Origin of the sequence: Leptolyngbya sp. FACHB-8, assembly GCF_014695575.1 — a bacterium.
GTDB lineage: Bacteria > Cyanobacteriota > Cyanobacteriia > Elainellales > Elainellaceae > Vacuolonema.
Map to the genome: position 1 here is coordinate 71,328 of NZ_JACJOO010000042.1, position 15,543 is coordinate 86,870.

11 protein-coding genes are annotated in these 15,543 nt (G+C 51.2%); 9 read left to right on the top strand and 2 right to left on the bottom strand.

The features are described 5' to 3' along the window. The first annotated feature begins 46 nt into the window (after positions 1–46). The 4 genes from H6F91_RS09210 to H6F91_RS09225 all read left to right on the top strand — a co-directional run bounded on the left by H6F91_RS09210 (position 47) and on the right by H6F91_RS09225 (position 4,952). Positions 47–1,339 (top strand): flippase, encoded by a 1,293-nt coding sequence (locus H6F91_RS09210; protein ID WP_190775006.1) that lies wholly within the window; start codon positions 47–49, stop codon positions 1,337–1,339. A 97-nt stretch (positions 1,340–1,436) separates the two neighbouring features. Continuing rightward, entirely contained in the window at positions 1,437–2,492 is a 1,056-nt protein-coding gene (locus H6F91_RS09215) for a glycosyltransferase (protein WP_190775007.1), read from the top strand. 136 nt (positions 2,493–2,628) lie between these two features. Continuing rightward, complete coding sequence (locus tag H6F91_RS09220; RefSeq protein WP_190775008.1) at positions 2,629–3,597, top strand: glycosyltransferase; 969 nt, start codon at positions 2,629–2,631, stop codon at positions 3,595–3,597. Between the two features lie 152 nt (positions 3,598–3,749). Next, positions 3,750–4,952, top strand: coding sequence for a glycosyltransferase family 61 protein (locus tag H6F91_RS09225; RefSeq protein ID WP_190775009.1), 1,203 nt, complete (start codon positions 3,750–3,752; stop codon positions 4,950–4,952). Between the two features lie 150 nt (positions 4,953–5,102). On the opposite strand, the gene H6F91_RS09230 is transcribed toward H6F91_RS09225, so the two are convergent. Continuing rightward, entirely contained in the window at positions 5,103–7,214 is a 2,112-nt protein-coding gene (locus tag H6F91_RS09230) for a serine/threonine-protein kinase (RefSeq protein ID WP_190775010.1), read from the bottom strand. Positions 7,215–8,434: 1,220 nt separating this feature from the next. Between H6F91_RS09230 and H6F91_RS09235 the strand changes: the two genes are divergently transcribed. Together H6F91_RS09235 and H6F91_RS09240 are read left to right on the top strand one after the other, a co-directional pair. Continuing rightward, positions 8,435–9,673, top strand: a complete 1,239-nt coding sequence (locus tag H6F91_RS09235) for an FtsX-like permease family protein (RefSeq protein WP_190775011.1) — start codon at positions 8,435–8,437, stop codon at positions 9,671–9,673. Positions 9,674–9,878: 205 nt separating this feature from the next. Then, the gene (locus H6F91_RS09240) at positions 9,879–10,640 is read left to right on the top strand and encodes an ABC transporter ATP-binding protein (RefSeq protein WP_190775012.1); all 762 of its coding nucleotides are present in this window, start codon (positions 9,879–9,881) and stop codon (positions 10,638–10,640) included. Positions 10,641–10,958: 318 nt separating this feature from the next. On the opposite strand, the gene H6F91_RS09245 is transcribed toward H6F91_RS09240, so the two are convergent. Beyond that, positions 10,959–11,171, bottom strand: a complete 213-nt coding sequence (locus tag H6F91_RS09245) for a hypothetical protein (RefSeq protein ID WP_190775013.1) — start codon at positions 11,169–11,171, stop codon at positions 10,959–10,961. Between the two features lie 671 nt (positions 11,172–11,842). Here H6F91_RS09245 and H6F91_RS09250 point away from each other — a divergent pair. The 3 genes from H6F91_RS09250 (at position 11,843) to argH (ending at position 15,284) form a co-directional block, all read left to right on the top strand. Beyond that, the gene (locus H6F91_RS09250; RefSeq protein WP_190775014.1) at positions 11,843–13,267 is read left to right on the top strand and encodes a PP2C family protein-serine/threonine phosphatase; all 1,425 of its coding nucleotides are present in this window, start codon (positions 11,843–11,845) and stop codon (positions 13,265–13,267) included. A 118-nt stretch (positions 13,268–13,385) separates the two neighbouring features. Beyond that, on the top strand, positions 13,386–13,646 hold the full coding sequence (locus tag H6F91_RS09255; protein WP_190775015.1) for a hypothetical protein: 261 nt from the start codon (positions 13,386–13,388) through the stop codon (positions 13,644–13,646). Positions 13,647–13,883: 237 nt separating this feature from the next. Continuing rightward, a complete protein-coding gene (gene argH, locus H6F91_RS09260) occupies positions 13,884–15,284 on the top strand; it encodes an argininosuccinate lyase (protein ID WP_190775016.1) in 1,401 nt (466 codons plus the stop codon). Positions 15,285–15,543 lie beyond the last annotated feature (259 nt).

Below are 15,543 nucleotides of genomic sequence, written 5' to 3' on the forward strand. Positions count from 1 at the left end.
TTGGAGGCGCTGAACCGTTCCTATGTCCCCTTCACTTGCTTGAACAATGCAACTCCAAAGCTTGGTCGATCGCTTCAAAGCTCTGTCCAAAAAACCGATGGTGCAGGGCACCCTCTGGATGCTATTGGCAAGAGGTATCCGGATATTTATTCAGGCAGCCTATTTTGTCATTATTGCCCGTGCCCTTGGGGCAGAACAATTCGGGGCGTTTTCAGGGGTATTAGCACTGGTCAGCATCTTCACACCCTTTTCCAGCTGCGGTGCTGAGAATGTCATGGTCATGCATGTTGCCCGCAATCGCTCCCTCTTTGGAACCTACTGGGGCAACACCGTAGTCATGACCTTCATTTGTGGGGGGCTGTTGATGCTCCTTGCCTTGGTCGTCGGTCATTTCATCCTGCCTGCTTCTATTTCCCCATTGGTGATCTTGATCCTTTGCGTTTCAGACTTGATCTGTCTGCAATTGATCGATGCTTCTGCTAAAGCATTTCTATCAGTTGATCGGCTGGCTCAAAATGCTCGAATTAGCATCATTTTGAGCACAAAGAATTTAGTAGCCGCTATCGCGTTCGTGACCCTGGTTCCAAATCCGTCGGTGATGGCCTGGTCGTTGCTGTATATGGTGAGTACGGCGATCGCCGCGATCCAATGTGTCTGGGCGGTTCATCGGCAAATTGGGCCGGCTCGACCCAATGCCCGTTTGATTCCTGCTGGTATCAAAGATGGAATTTACTTTGGTATTGGGCTGGCCTCCCAAACGGTCTATAACGACATTGACAAAACCATGCTGGCCAGTTTGAGTACCCTCAATGCAACGGGTATTTATGCGGCGGCCTATCGGATTATCACCGTTGCTCGTGTACCGGTGCAATCCATTACCTCGGCAGCCTACGCCCGTTTCTTCAGACATGGCGAAAAGGGAATTAGTGGCAGTTATGCGTTTGCCAAACGGCTGATTCCCTTTGCGGGAGGGTATGGTGCGGTTGGATCGATCGCCCTGATCCTTTTTGCCCCCGTCGTCCCTTACGTTTTAGGGGATGAGTATAAGGATGCGGTTGGTGCCATTCGTTGGCTTGCGCCCCTACTGTTCTTCAAGTCCATCAGTTTATTTGGCGCAGATGCTTTAACCGGAGCGGGCTTCCAGGGAATCAGAAGCGCTCTTCAGGTGGGGATTGCCATTTTAAATACACTGCTAAATTTCTGGCTGATTCCGGCATTTTCCTGGAAAGGAGCATCCTGGGCCACCCTAATTTCAGATGGCTTGCTCATGGTCATCATCTGGGGCGCTGTGTTCTACTACAATCGCCGACAAAAACGGCTTCACACGGCTAATGATTAATACTTTGTGTATAGGGTTCATTAATTTTGTGAGGTTATGATGCTGTCGGTTGTGCGCTGTCAATGTCAACGTATGCAATTACGCTAGGGGTATCTTTATGGGTGAGCCACTGGTCAGTATTGTGATTAACAATTACAACTATGGTCAGTTTATTGGTGAAGCCATTAATAGTGCGCTCAGCCAAAACTATCCTCATGTTGAAGTCATTGTTGTCGATGATGAATCCTCTGATAATTCCATTGATGTGATCAAAAGTTATGGCGATCGCATTATCTCTGTTCTCAAACAGAATGGGGGTCAGGGTTCAGCCTTAAATGCTGGTTTTCAAGCCAGTAAGGGAGACATCATCTTCTTTTTAGATGCAGATGATTACTTCTATCCCACCACCGTCGAACAGGTTGTGGCAAATTGGCAACCGGACACGGCCCAGTGCCAATACCGCCTCAGCATTGTGGATGCGAAGGGAACGTTCATCGAGTTCTATCCAGTCATGGAAATTCCCTTCGATAGCGGTGATGTTTGGAAATTGCTCTTAAACCAGGGGCGGTATCGTACCTCAGTCACCAGTGGCACCTGCTTCAGCCGGGCCGCGCTGCAAAAAGTGATGCCAATTCCTGAAATGGACTTTCGCATTTCAGCCGATGGTTATCTGGTGGCGACTGTTCCTTTCTTTGGTCAGGTCACATCCCTTGATATTTCATTGGGCGCGCGGCGGGTTCACGATAGCAATCTGTGGGCTTCACAATCGGGTGATTGGGTTAACAAACTGCGGAAGAACTTGTTGCATGACAAGTTGCGCTACCAGTACATCGATCAAGTATCGGTTCAGTCGGGCCATGAGCCGATCGCCGAGCCAGGGATGCGCGACTATGTCCATCTCACCAATCGCATCGCCTCCCGTGTATTGGAACCCGACCAACATCCTTTTCCTGAAGATTCACGGCTGGCTTTAGCCTGGCGTGGAGTTATGTCACTTTGGCAGCGATCGCGCCTGCCCCAGAAACGCAAAGTGGTCTTAAGTGCCTGGTTTTTGTGGGTAGGGATTATGCCAAATTTTCTGGCGAGACCGGCGATCGCCTGGTTGGTTGCGGGTCAATCGCGGCCTAAGTTTGTGGATGCCATTTTGAAAAAGGTGAGAGCCTTGAGTCGGTAATGCCCTCCTGCTTGCATCCGTGTACAGCAGGAACTGGAGTATCTACCCATGCGTTTTAGAACATGGCAGCTCGTGAGCTGACATCAACGATTCATCTACTCCAGTTGTGGTTTCTGTACTATTGAGGAACGAATTCATGCGGATTGCTATCTGCGTAGCTACCTGCCAACGACCTGTTGAACTACGGCGCTTGCTCAACGGTCTTAATCAGCTAACGTTTGAAAAAAACACGCCTCCTCAGGTCGATGTCATTGTGGTTGAAAATGACGATTCGGGTCAGGGCCTGAAGGTGTGTGAGGAAGTTGGACCCAACTTCCGCTGGAATTTGGTTGGGGGCATTGAACCTCGGCGGGGTATTTCCTATGCACGAAATCGTGGTGTCAGTATGGTGCCCCCAGAAGCCGATTTTGTCGCCTTTATCGATGACGACGAAATTCCCGCTCCCACGTGGCTCGATGAGTTATTAGCAGCACATCATACCTATCAAGCGGAAGTCGTCAGTGGGTTTGTTGAACCCAAGTTCAGCCCAGATACGCCAGATTGGATTATCAAAGGAAAGTTTTTTGAGCGTCCATCGCAGTCAACAGGTGCCGTATTGAATACGGCAGCGACAAATAATGCGATGGTCAAAGCCGATCGCCTGCGTGCATTAAACCCCGTCTTTGATGAACGATTTGCACTGACAGGTAGTGAAGACTACAACATGTTTTGTCGGCTTCAAGTAGCAGGTAATAAGATTGTTCGCTGCAATGAGGCCATTGTGTACGAACCCATTCCACCTAGCCGCATGACTATACAATGGCTTATGCACAGTTCGTTTCGTGTGGGCAATTCCATCACCCTTAGCGATCTAGAACTACTCTCTGGAAAAACCTGGTTGGTGCGTTTGGTCAAGGGAACGGGACGGGTTGTACAGGGAATGGTCTTCATGCCTTTCCACTTCTTAATGGGCCGCGCCTTTTTTGTTCAAGATTTACGAAAAATAGCCTTTGGATTGGGAGTCGTAACGGCCCTGTTTGGTTACAAGTACATTGCCTATCGCAAGATTCATACTATTTCCGCCAAGAAAACTGTACCGTCTGGGTCTGTCCGCCAAGCCTCCTAGAGCTTCATTACACTCAATTCATCCCCATTACTGCAAAAACAATCCATGTGCTATGACGAATTCTGCAAAACCTCCCGAATGAACAAATTGCCAGATAGGAATTGAAGCCCTCTAACACCACCTTCCCCTCTCAACTCCCCTGCACCTAATCAATGAAATTCTCTGCAGTTCTACGGAATCAGCTTCTCTTACTCCGGCAGTCTGGACGTCACACAATTTTGGGGTGGCTCTGGAAAATGGGCTTATTGAAGGTTGTCTCTCGCGCTGATATGGCGAATAATCCAGACACCTACCAGGTTCATACCTTTGGGCAACCCCACAAGTTTGAGACAACGCTTCCGATCACGTTAGAGGAGGACAAACCTCCACTGGTCGACGAGATGGCGTATCAATCTGTCAAGCTGGAGGCGCCCTTTGTGGCTGAGTTGCGCGATGTTCATCTGGTGAGCAAGCTGGGAATTTGTGTCGGCTCCAACCGAGAAATCTACATGGAGTCGGTCATGTCCGACAGTTACAATGGCTCGCTGTACTTTGAGGCATTGCCGCTGCATATGTTGGTGGAGCGGGAAACCACCCGCTTGAAGGCTCCTGAGATGGATATTGCCTGCTCTCTGATCCATGCCTGGGGTCGCCATACCTATGCCCACTGGTTTATGGAGTGTCTCTCGCGGCTGGAGGGGTTGGAGTACTACGAGCAGATTACGGGACAGCAGGTCCCTATTCTGGTTCACGCTAATCTCAAGTCCTGGCAGCGGGATTCACTTCAACTACTCGGCTACGGTCCGGAGCGCTATCAGAGTTGGGACGGGCCACGACTGAAGGTGAAGAAGCTGATCATGCCCTCGTTTCGCCGTCAGCAGCACTGGTCCGAACCCGGTGCCTTTGAATGGCTCCGCAATCGCTTGATTAAAAATTTACCGCCAGCCACTGATAAGACTCCTGCCCTCTCTCCCCGTGTCTTTATCTCACGCGGAGAAGCTGTCGGTCGCCGTATTGTGAATGAAGCGGAGGTGATGGAGCTCGCTTCCACCTACGGGTTTGTCAGCTATGTACCAGAAGCCCTGAGCTTTGCGGATGAAGTGCGTTTATTTGCCCAGGCCGAAGCAATCATGGGTTCTCATGGCTCAGGGTTAATGAACATGATCTTTTCTCCGAAGCGGCCAACCATTATTGATTTTTACAATCTCTGGTTTACCGAAAGCTTTTATCAAATGACCAGTTCGTTGGGTTTCCCTTATGCGTGCTTTTACTGCGAGCCAGCACCAGGAGCAGATTCTGGCCAGAAGAGCGGCGATGTAATCGTGGACATTAGCAAGCTCAAGCGGCTTCTCCACAAATTATTTCCTAGCGGATAATAGGGTGTGTTTTAGATCTAGCTGAAAGGATTATTTTTTGGTGCGCAATGCGCACCAAAAAATAACTTTTTAAGTACAGAAGGTAGTGTGTGGCGCGATGCGCCACACACTACCTTCTGTACTTCACCAATTTGAATACCGCTATCGATGCTAATTGCCGGGGGCAATGGGTAAATCTAAATCCGCATCAGGGCTGGGTAAGATTTCTTCAATGGGTTCGGTGCTGACCTCATCAGCGGCTAGGTTTAAGGTGTAGTTAAACTCGCGATCGCCGTCAGCAACCACAACGATTTCATAAATACCCGATTGAGGCAGTTCTCCTGACCACTGAGTTTTGGACGAGTCTTCTAACAGCACAGGCAGTTCCTGAGTAGGAACGGGCAGATACAGGGAAAGGAGTGCTGCTCCAGAAGGCGCTTCTAAATTGACGCGCACAGGTTGGCCCTGCTTTAGGTCAACGATATAAACCTGGCCTTCTCCTGCTTTCAGGTTCCGCTCCAGGCTCTCGCTATACTCCCCTTTGCTGAAACGAATACGAGTGAGGCGATCGCTCCCCTTCAATGCCTGAAGCTGATCAAAGGTAATGGCCTGCCATACCTGACCAATCGGCTCATCGATGAATTTTTGATCCCGCCATTCCGGAAAAGCATGGTAGAAGCGGGCATCTGCCAGGTCATTGAGGGCGCGGCTACTAACGTTAAGGCGGTTGACCTCGCGTTTCCAGGCTGTGCGATCGCCCTCATCGTAGCTCCCCAAGGATTTCCGAGCCGCTGAGCTGAGATTTTTATCAAACCACTCCAGCCACTCCAGCGCGATTCCATCCCATTGCTCCCGCCATTGGGCATCGGACTCATCCTGGCTCAGGCTGCGTCCGGCCATCTCAGGATTGCGCCGGTAGAAGGTGTCATCGGTGAGGCGAATTAAAAACTTTGTGTCAACCCCTAACTCTTGCCGTCGGGCACTGATCGTTGCTTTACGGGCCTGCTCCTCTGAGGATACAGAGGGCTCAGGGTTGGGGGTTTCGGTGCGATCGCGCGGGCCAAACAGCAGTGGAATCCATTGATTCCGGGTGGCCCAGGTGGCGCTTGCTACGCCCCCCACCAGCACGACCGTCGCCAGCCCCGCTGCCAGGGATGATAGATTCCACTGGCGGCGCACGGGTGGTGCAGAGGCTGCCGGGTGAGACACTGTGGCCGTCGCAGCAGTGGCACGCGCAGGCGTGGGCGTGGCGGGAGCGATCGCCCGCGTTCGCTCTATCTGGGAGGGAGATGGTGCGGGAGTAACGGGTGGAACTGGGGGAGAGGGCAATGCAGCACCCCCCGGTAAAGCCTGAAGGACTTGCTCTGCGGTGGTGAAGCGCGATCGCGGGTCCTTCCCCAACATGCGTTCCACAATTGACTGAAGCTGAGGGGATAACTTGACCTGCCGTTTCCAGTCACCCCTTGTTAAATCTCCCAGAGCGCTGGGTTCCCGGCCACTGAGTAGTACGAGCAGGGTAACGGCCAGGGCATAGAGATCGCTGGCGGGAGATACCTTGCCCGTATCCATCTGCTCGGCTGGGGCATAGCCCACTTTCCCTAACCGGGTAACGGTGTCTCCAGAGGAGCCGTAATGCAACGCTAGAGAGGCCGCAATCTGCTTGACGCCCCCGAAATCAATCAAAACAGGGAGTTGATCCGCTGTACGCAGAATTAAGTTGTCCGGGGAAATGTCCCGATGCACGACTCCCTGGCTATGGATGTAGTGCAGCACTGGCAACAAATGGGTGAGAAGTTGAATTACCTCTGCTTCGCTAAAAAACTGGCCCGTTGTTCGCCGTGTCTCCAAAAGTTGCTGATAGGTTTGTCCCTCTACATAGTCCTGTACGAGAAATAGCCGTAGATGGCCGCCGAGGTGGATATGCAGTAACTCACGAAAGCGGGGAATCTGAGGATGCCGAAGCTGATAGAGAATTCCGGCTTCTCGCTCAAAGAGTTCTTCGGCTTTCTGCATAGCCGCTTGCCCTTCGACTTGGGGTGCAAACTCTTTCAGTACACAAATCTCGTTGAAGCGGTTCTGATCCGTTGCTAAATAGGTACGGCCAAAGCCGCCCACCCCCAATAGCCGGGTGATCTGATATCGCTGCCCTAAAATTGTCCCGCTCGGTAGCTCACCTTTGGGCTCGCCCTTGGGGGAAACAGCTTGTAGTTTTTCTCCGCAGATGGAGCAGAACCGGCTACCCGGTTGGTTGTTATGCCCCTGGCTGCAATACAGTGACGACATGGAACAGGAGTGGCGTGTCTGGCTAACGGTGTTCCCACACTAGCGTACTTGATGCATGGCAAGCCGTTTGAAAATTCATTCGTATTACATCAGTAGTTCACCCTACCCATGACACAGTTGTTCATGCAATTATTACGGGGCGATCGCCCTTATTAAGCCATGTAAAGACCCATAAATTTCTTCAACATCCCCCTCCCCATCGCCCAATCGGGTGATAACTTATAAATCAAGGCACAACCAACCAACCCCCTACTGACATCCAGCCCGTGCCTCCTGCTGTGATTCAGGCGAAGGCAATAAAAGGCTTTTGGCACCATCGAGCGTACCTCAGAAATCGCGATAAACCCGTTGGTTTCTTTGTTCCATTACCTCAACCACTTCAAGAGGTCACTGGTGGAGCGCAACCGATATCCTGCCTTCGTTATCTGTACAAACTCTCGACAATCTCAACACGTCTGTTTAGTTCTTTGTACACCTGGTTCAATTCTTCAATTCGAGTTAAAACGGTCAACTCAATCGTCCATCGAAAAGGCCTGGTGGTAACACTGGGCCTTTTGCCATGGCCCTTGTTTCTTGCAACGCTCAGCGCCGCAAAACCACTTGTTGCTAAATGCAGGTATGAGATGGGGGATGAAACTGTAGTTTCATCCCCCATCTCATACCTGCATTTAGCAATGCCCAAGATCAGGGGCTTTAATCCATGGGACAGACATGGTGCACAACATCGTGCCTGTCCCATAATTCTTTGCTTGCCCTGATGTGCCCAGAAAAATCTTTAAATCGTCAAACGCCCTGTAGCTATGCGTTTGATGATTTAACCAGAAAAATGAGTCTAAAGTTCGAAATCAGAATGACTACGGGTACGGAATAAAAAAAATACCCAATTGGTGGATGAAAATTACCCTTGAATTTCAGGATTATGAGAGTAACGCTGCTGGCTTTCATCCACCTGAGTAGAGATCTTTTGACAATTAGGGCACTGGCACACCGCTTTTGCAGCCCTTCGGCGTTCCCGATAAAGTGAAATCAGGGGCAGTCATCCTGCCTGTTATCCAGGGATGTGTGATCGCCCCTCGTGCACCTTCTTGTGCTTGATGGGGGTTGGTTGCGATCGCTTCCGTGTCCGGCCTCTACCGGAGTCTTAGCTACTGATTACTGCGTCCACGGCTCAGTTGTCATGCGATTGTTGCCGATGGCGCCGTTTTATAGGACTGAACCCCATGGCCTCTGTTGCCCGGAAAAACCTGCTTGAAGACATCCCACGGTTTTTAGTGGCCCAGGCCGGGGTTATGTTTGCTGTCAGCTTGGTGACGATTCAAACCGGTATTATTAATGGGTTTGGCCGTTCTACCACAACAGTTATCGACGATTCCAGTGCAGATATCTGGCTCAGCGCCGAGGAAATGGTCAACCTACAATTGACCCTGCCTATTCCTGCTTCTTCCGTTGCCCAGGCGAAAGATGTGGATGGGGTGAGCCGGGTAGAACCGTTGCTGACCCGCACGACCATGTGGCGTGGCCCCACCGGAGAAATTGCGCCCATTCAAATCATTGGGTTTGATCCCGCCGGAAGCCTGTTCAACGTCGGCGAGCTGAGCCCGGCTGATCTGAAAAACCTGCAAGAGCCTTACACCGTCATCCCTGATACTGCCAATTCTAAATCCTTAGGGGTGTCTAAAGCGGGAGATATGGCCAGCATCAGCTCCCTCCCCGCTAAGGTGGTGGATTTCACTCGGGGTACTCAGTCTCTTCCTGCCAGTGCCTATGTCTTTGCCTCTCTAAGGAACGCGAATGCCTACCTGACAGCTGGCTTCAACTCCACCACCAATTGCCGTTTGGATAACAAAAAGCTGATCTGCGACAACGCGTATCGGCGAACCCCAGACACGACCTCCGCACCCGAACCGAAAATCCTTACAGGCACAGATGCGATTACCTATGTTCTGGTAAAGGCAGAGCCGGGTCAGGACTTGCAAGCACTGAAAGAACGGTTGCATAAAGCCCTGCCCAATTTAAGAGCTTATACCCGCGAAGAAATGTCTGACCGCACCCGTGACTATTGGATTCAGCGCACGGGTATTGGTTTCATCCTGGGACTGGGCGCTACGGTTGGGGTCGTTGTGGGAATGGTAGTAGTAGGACAAATTCTCTACTCGTCGGTTACAGACCACGTCAAAGAGTTTGGCACCCTCAAAGCCATGGGAGCCTCTGATTGGGTTATTTACCGAATCATTATTGAGCAGGCTATGTGGATGGCAGTGCTAGGATATTTGCCCAGTATGGGGTTGTGTCTAGGCGTGGGAATGTGGACGCTGGCTACCCAGGGCATTGCCATTCTCATTACCCCGGCCTCTGCCGCTGGAGTTCTGGGGGTGACGGTGCTGATGTGTGTCGGCTCTGCATTGATTGCCATTCAGCGCGTTACCCATGTTGACCCAGCCATCGTTTTCAAAGCATGAAGTTTCACACACTACCGCCTGCTGTAAATGCTCCCATTAAAGTGAAGATAGATGAAGGCTGGCCTGTTTCAAGGGTTAAGGTCTTCCGCCAAAGCTGCTCTCAACTGTCCGTTCGCTAAGTGCTCTCAAAATCTCCACCGTAATAGTGTGGCGTTTTATTGAAGTTAACCTTAGCCCCACCCTTTGTCCCTTTTGCTTAGACATCATGACCGCATCGCAAGTAGACCCACGTGTTTCCCAAACACTTCATCCGACAGGCCTTCGTCGCCCTTCCGGTACCGAGCCGCATCGTCCTTTGGCAATCGTTGCTCGGAATGTGGGGATGGTTTACCAAGCGGGCGGTGAGGAGTTTCAAGCCCTTTCTCACATTAATCTTGAGGTGCCGGAGGGCAGCATTCAGTTGCTGATGGGGCCATCCGGTTCGGGTAAGACGACTCTATTGTCTATCCTGGCTGGGATCCTGACGCCTAGCTCAGGTTCGGTGCACCTCCTGGGGCAGGAAATCACTCACCTGTCTCGCCATCGCCTCTCGCAATTCCGCCTACACAATATTGGGTTTATTTTTCAGGGATTTAATCTGTTCCCGGCACTTACAGCTCTGGAAAATGTGGAACTGGCTTTTCAAGTGAAGGGGATTAACCGCCGCGACGCGCGCGAGCAATCCCTGATGCTGCTGGATCAGGTCGGTCTGGCTGACAAAACCCGCAGTTTTCCAAAGCAACTTTCGGGGGGACAGAAGCAGCGGGTGGCGATCGCCCGTGCCCTTGCCGGAGACCCATCTCTGATCATGGCTGATGAACCCACTGCCGCTCTTGACTCTCAAAGCGGTCACGCTGTGATTGAGCTATTACGGAATTTGGCGAAGGAGCGCGATCGTACCGTCCTCATGGTGACCCATGACTCTCGCATCATGGATGTGGCTGATCGCGTGCTTCATTTGGAAGATGGCATGCTCAAAGCTGCATAGCCAGAACGCGTGCAACACCTAATACAACGGTGTAAGCTTTGAGCGACAAAATGACCTGTGGTTTTTTGGGGGGAGGGTTCGCTACGCCACCCTTTCCAAAAAACTACAGGTTATTTAATACAAGCTCCTTCGTTCGGGCTTAAGCTGAAATCCCCCTTTTGGCATGCGCTCTGCATACGGCAAAATAGGCATTTTCGAGTGCTGCATGTTTCGCAGCACTCGAAAATGCCTTTAATCGAACTCAGGTTTGTGAGATTGGAAGATGCTGTACTGGGGTATTCAATAATTTGTTGTGCGAGATGCGCGACAAATTAAAGATTAGCCTTCATAAGTACTGAGATACTGGCTCAAAATTTCCATGGCCATTTCTTTGTCACCAATGGGGTGCTTGGCCATAAAAGTAAAAGGACGTACGCGGGCCTCGGTAAGAGTAGCGGGCTCCCAAACATAGAGGATAAGACCATCATCATGTTGGGTGATTTTGTAGCGCAACGTACAATGACTCAGAGTGTCAAAGGCTGAAGCAGTCATAAAGGTTGCAAGGGTCAATTTAGTTTGTAGATGGCTCTAATGGCAGATGACAAGATAAGACGCGTCAGGCAGCTCCGTATGGCTCCAAGATTGTAGGGGTTTTCTCCGTGGAAATTCTTCCGTATAAATCCTTACCTGGCTTCCCAGGTATTGCCGTGTAATCACAAAGTTTTCATGAAGCGCTTACACGTTTAACGGTAGGATATCCATTCTAGCCGCTTCAGGAGCTCTGTTGGAGCTGGAAACCCTGGATATAAGCGGAGTGAGCCATTTCTGATATTCACTGTTCCCTTGCATCTGAGAGCATGCATCAGTGAGTTACAGAACTTTTCAAAGCATTATGCCCATTGAAGATAGAGTATGAACGAAACCTTTTCCTGCCTTGGAAGAGTGCTAGGAGGGGTTCATATCGGGTCTAAGACAGCTGTAGGAAGAATCTTCTCTAAACATCCTTACCTTTAGGAAAATTACGTAAACCCCTGTCCCCTTACGGTATTCAAAGACCTATCCTCTGGGAACCCTAATGCAGTCATTAGTATTAATGCTCTAAACTTCCGTCATTCATCGGGTTGATTTGCGCCACTTGAAGTATTGCGATCGCCCCGACATTCGTTAGAATCTATCCCAATATCTGTCTGCTTTGCATTCTCCTGCTCTCCTTGGCCCCCTGAATGGCTACTGCACCCATCCCGCGTAAATCGTCCAAATCCTCCGACGCTGTCGGCAGTAGCCTGTCGCCTGACATGACCCCCGTGTTTGCGCTGAAAGAGCTCGTGTCGCGCCTTCACCGGGAACATAATAAAGTACAGGATTTGCTCAGCTCTCTGGGTTTCGCCCTCCGGAGTTTTACTAATCTCAATCAATTCCTCGAACTGACACCCCTGATTGCTAGCCGCGTTACCGATGCGGATGGTGGAGCACTGGTGCTGTACCGGCCCAATGGCCAGATGCGGCTGGAGCGAGTGCACTGCCAGGATGGCACTCAATGCCAGGACGTTCGGAAAGCTTTGGAAACGGTTACTCGCCAGCTCACCACGACAGCGGCGGGCAACCCTGGCCTCACAAAAGCCAATTTGACGGCTGCTCTGGATCACCAAATTAGCCATAGTCTGGGGTCTGGTGTACAACTCTTTGGCACCACCATTCTGACGAAGACGGTAGAGCGAGGACGGCTCTATGTCTTTAGCTACGACCCAACGTATGAATGGACAGAAACGCGCCAGAAACTGGTGCGGCTAGTGGCCGATCAGACAGCGGTGGCGATCGCCAACGACGAACTGACTGTCGAGCTCCGTAAGAAAGAGCGCTTGGACCGGGAGTTGGAGATCGGAGCAGAAATTCAGCATCAACTACTGCCTCGTCAATGTCCGCGCATCACGGGTATTGAGCTGGCTGCTCGCTGCCAAACCGCTAACCGGGTAGGAGGCGACTACTACGACTTCATCCCAGCCAATTCAGACCAAATTCGCTCGAAGAAAACAGGGTTTGATGACTGCAACCGCTGGGGTATTGCCATTGGCGATGTGATGGGCAAAGGTGTTCCTGCCGGGCTGATCATGACAATGCTACGCGGCATGCTGCGGGCTGAAGTCTTGAACGGTCACTCCCCCTCGCGCATTTTGCAGAATCTGAACCACGTTATGTATGCGGATCTCGAAAACTCTAACCGCTTCGTGACGCTGTTCTACGCAGAATATGACACGGCTACTGGTCGCTTATCCTACAGCAACGCGGCCCATAATCCTCCGTTGTTATGGCAGGCTGCCACCCAAACGATTCAACGGCTCGACACCCTGGGCATGTTGATTGGGCTGGATGTAGACACTCACTACGAAAATGGTCAGGTGCAGTTGGCCCCCGGCGACACCTTAATCTACTACACGGATGGATTTACAGATGCAGCCAATGGAGCGGGCGATCGCTTCGACGAGGAGCGCTTCACCGAAGCATTCAAGTGGGCCTGCCTGCGGCATGAGTCTCCTCAAGAAATTTTGGAGCATTTGTTCAATCAGGTGCAATCCTTTATTGGCGACAACCATCAGGCTGAGGACGATATGACCCTGATCGTTATGAAGGTCAACGCCGACGAAGAATAAAGATATCCGTTGTGGTTTGAACAGGTGCAGGATGTCAGTTTGTCCAAAAATTCTGATACAGTTAGCCCATTGACGAAGGATGAGGCATGACAAGCCTGTGTGAGGTAAGGAACCTGTGATGTTGATTCATCTCATTGATACCCTGGCTAACCTGCCAGATACGACGACGATCGCCACGACCATCGACGTTAGCCACGGAAGCTGGCTGACATCCCTAACCCATGGTCATTTTGATTTGTTAGCACAGCAGTTTGATACGGATGTGTTCGCTGGCTTCCGGCGATCTATAAACAATTTCGTTAAAACGGGTCAAATCTGGGCATTGCTGATTGGCTTTGTGTTGGGCTACCTGTTGCGGGGTGTGACGACCTATAGCTAAAACTTGCTTTAGGGGTGCTTGTATACGTCACACAAACATCCTGCGAGACCTTAAAGCCGGCTTGTAGATGTGTTTACCACACCCGCAAGTCGGCTTTGAGTTATCCCTGACGCATATTGAAATATGGCTGCTTTGACCACCGCAGCATTCCACGAAACGGGGTAAGATTCTGATTTCACCTGCTCAATCCAAAATCTTAATTGAGCACACCGTCTAAGGATTATCAGGTCTGAATCCGTGAGTAACACTGCACCTCCCCAAACTTGGAGCCAACGCTTTGAGTCAGCATTGCACCCGGCGATCGCCCGCTTTAATGCCAGCATTGGCTTCGACATTAACCTTATTGAGTACGACATCACCGGCTCCCAGGCTCACGCCAAAATGTTGGCTAAAACCGGAATCATTTCTTCTGAAGAAGGCGAGCAACTGGTAACGGGGCTGGAACAGATTCGCCAGGAGTACCGCCAGGGTAGCTTTCAACCGGGCATTGATGCCGAAGACGTACACTTTGCTGTGGAGCGACGCCTGACGGAAGTGGTGGGGGATGTGGGCAAGAAATTGCACACGGCGCGATCGCGCAACGACCAGGTTGGCACCGACACACGCCTCTATCTGCGTGACCAGATCCACCAGATTCGTGAGCAACTGCAAATCTTCCAAACTGTTCTGCTCGATCAGGCTGAAACCAATATAGAAACTCTAATTCCCGGCTATACCCACTTACAACGAGCCCAACCCCTGAGCCTGGCTCACCACCTGCTGGCCTATGTAGAAATGGCTCAACGGGATTGGGAACGTCTGGGAGATGTATTGAAGCGGGTAAATATTTCCCCCCTGGGATCGGGAGCCTTGGCGGGCACAACATTTCCCATTGATCGCCATTACACGGCTGAACTGTTGGGGTTTGAGCGGGTTTACGAGAACAGTCTTGATGGCGTGAGCGATCGCGACTTTGCGGTAGAGTTTCTCTGTGCTGCCAGCCTGATCCTCGTCCACCTTTCCCGCTTGTCAGAAGAGGTGATCCTTTGGGCCTCGGAGGAATTTGGCTTCGTTACGTTGAGGGACAGTTGCTCCACAGGCTCCAGCATTATGCCCCAGAAGAAAAACCCGGATGTGCCAGAACTGGTACGTGGCAAAACGGGTCGGGTGTTTGGCCATTTGCAGGCCATGCTAGTGACACTGAAAGGGTTGCCCCTGGCCTATAACAAAGACCTTCAGGAAGATAAAGAAGGATTGTTTGATGCCGTCGTCACGGTAAAAGGCTGCCTGGAGGCTATGACTATCTTGCTCCAGGAGGGGATGCAGTTCCGTACGACTCGCCTGAATGAAGCAGTAGCCGAAGATTTTTCTAACGCAACGGATGTGGCTGACTATCTAGCCGCACGCGGAGTTCCTTTCCGGGAAGCCTACAATCTGGTTGGTCAAGTGGTCAAAACTTCTCTCTCTGCTGGCAAACTCCTGAAGGATCTGACCCTCGAAGAGTGGAAAGCTCTACACCCGGCATTCGAGGCAGATATTTATGAGGCGATCGCCCCCCGCCAGGTGGTCGCTGCCCGCAACAGCTACGGAGGCACTGGATTTGAGCAAGTAAGGCAAGCGTTGGGACGGGCGCGATCGCGTCTACAGTCACCGATATAGTTCTACGCATGGCGTTAAAGGTTGGGCCCTGCCCAACCTTTAAGGAGATTTCCAGATAAGAACTTCCCCATTATTTGGAAAAAAGACGCGGCGAAGCCGCGCCTTTTTTCCAAATAATGGGGATATTGTTTCTCAGAAATCTCCTAATACCGTTTTAATATGAAGCTGCGCCAAATAGGGCTTCGAGAATGAAATCGTAGGACGTCAATGACGCAACCCTTTCAGGGGAAATCTTGTCGAGTTCCGAGGTCAGGAGTTT

Excerpts from the sequence above, each read along its gene's own strand:
- H6F91_RS09250 (WP_190775014.1), top strand. The coding sequence starts at position 11,843 with ATGGCTACTGCACCCATCCCGCGTAAATCGTCCAAATCCTCCGACGCT.
- H6F91_RS09215 (WP_190775007.1), top strand. The coding sequence starts at position 1,437 with ATGGGTGAGCCACTGGTCAGTATTGTGATTAACAATTACAACTATGGT.
- H6F91_RS09235 (WP_190775011.1), top strand. The coding sequence starts at position 8,435 with ATGGCCTCTGTTGCCCGGAAAAACCTGCTTGAAGACATCCCACGGTTT.
- H6F91_RS09245 (WP_190775013.1), bottom strand. The coding sequence starts at position 11,171 with ATGACTGCTTCAGCCTTTGACACTCTGAGTCATTGTACGTTGCGCTAC.
- H6F91_RS09225 (WP_190775009.1), top strand. The coding sequence starts at position 3,750 with ATGAAATTCTCTGCAGTTCTACGGAATCAGCTTCTCTTACTCCGGCAG.
- H6F91_RS09240 (WP_190775012.1), top strand. The coding sequence starts at position 9,879 with ATGACCGCATCGCAAGTAGACCCACGTGTTTCCCAAACACTTCATCCG.
- H6F91_RS09255 (WP_190775015.1), top strand. The coding sequence starts at position 13,386 with ATGTTGATTCATCTCATTGATACCCTGGCTAACCTGCCAGATACGACG.
- H6F91_RS09210 (WP_190775006.1), top strand. The coding sequence starts at position 47 with ATGCAACTCCAAAGCTTGGTCGATCGCTTCAAAGCTCTGTCCAAAAAA.
- H6F91_RS09230 (WP_190775010.1), bottom strand. The coding sequence starts at position 7,214 with ATGTCGTCACTGTATTGCAGCCAGGGGCATAACAACCAACCGGGTAGC.
- H6F91_RS09220 (WP_190775008.1), top strand. The coding sequence starts at position 2,629 with ATGCGGATTGCTATCTGCGTAGCTACCTGCCAACGACCTGTTGAACTA.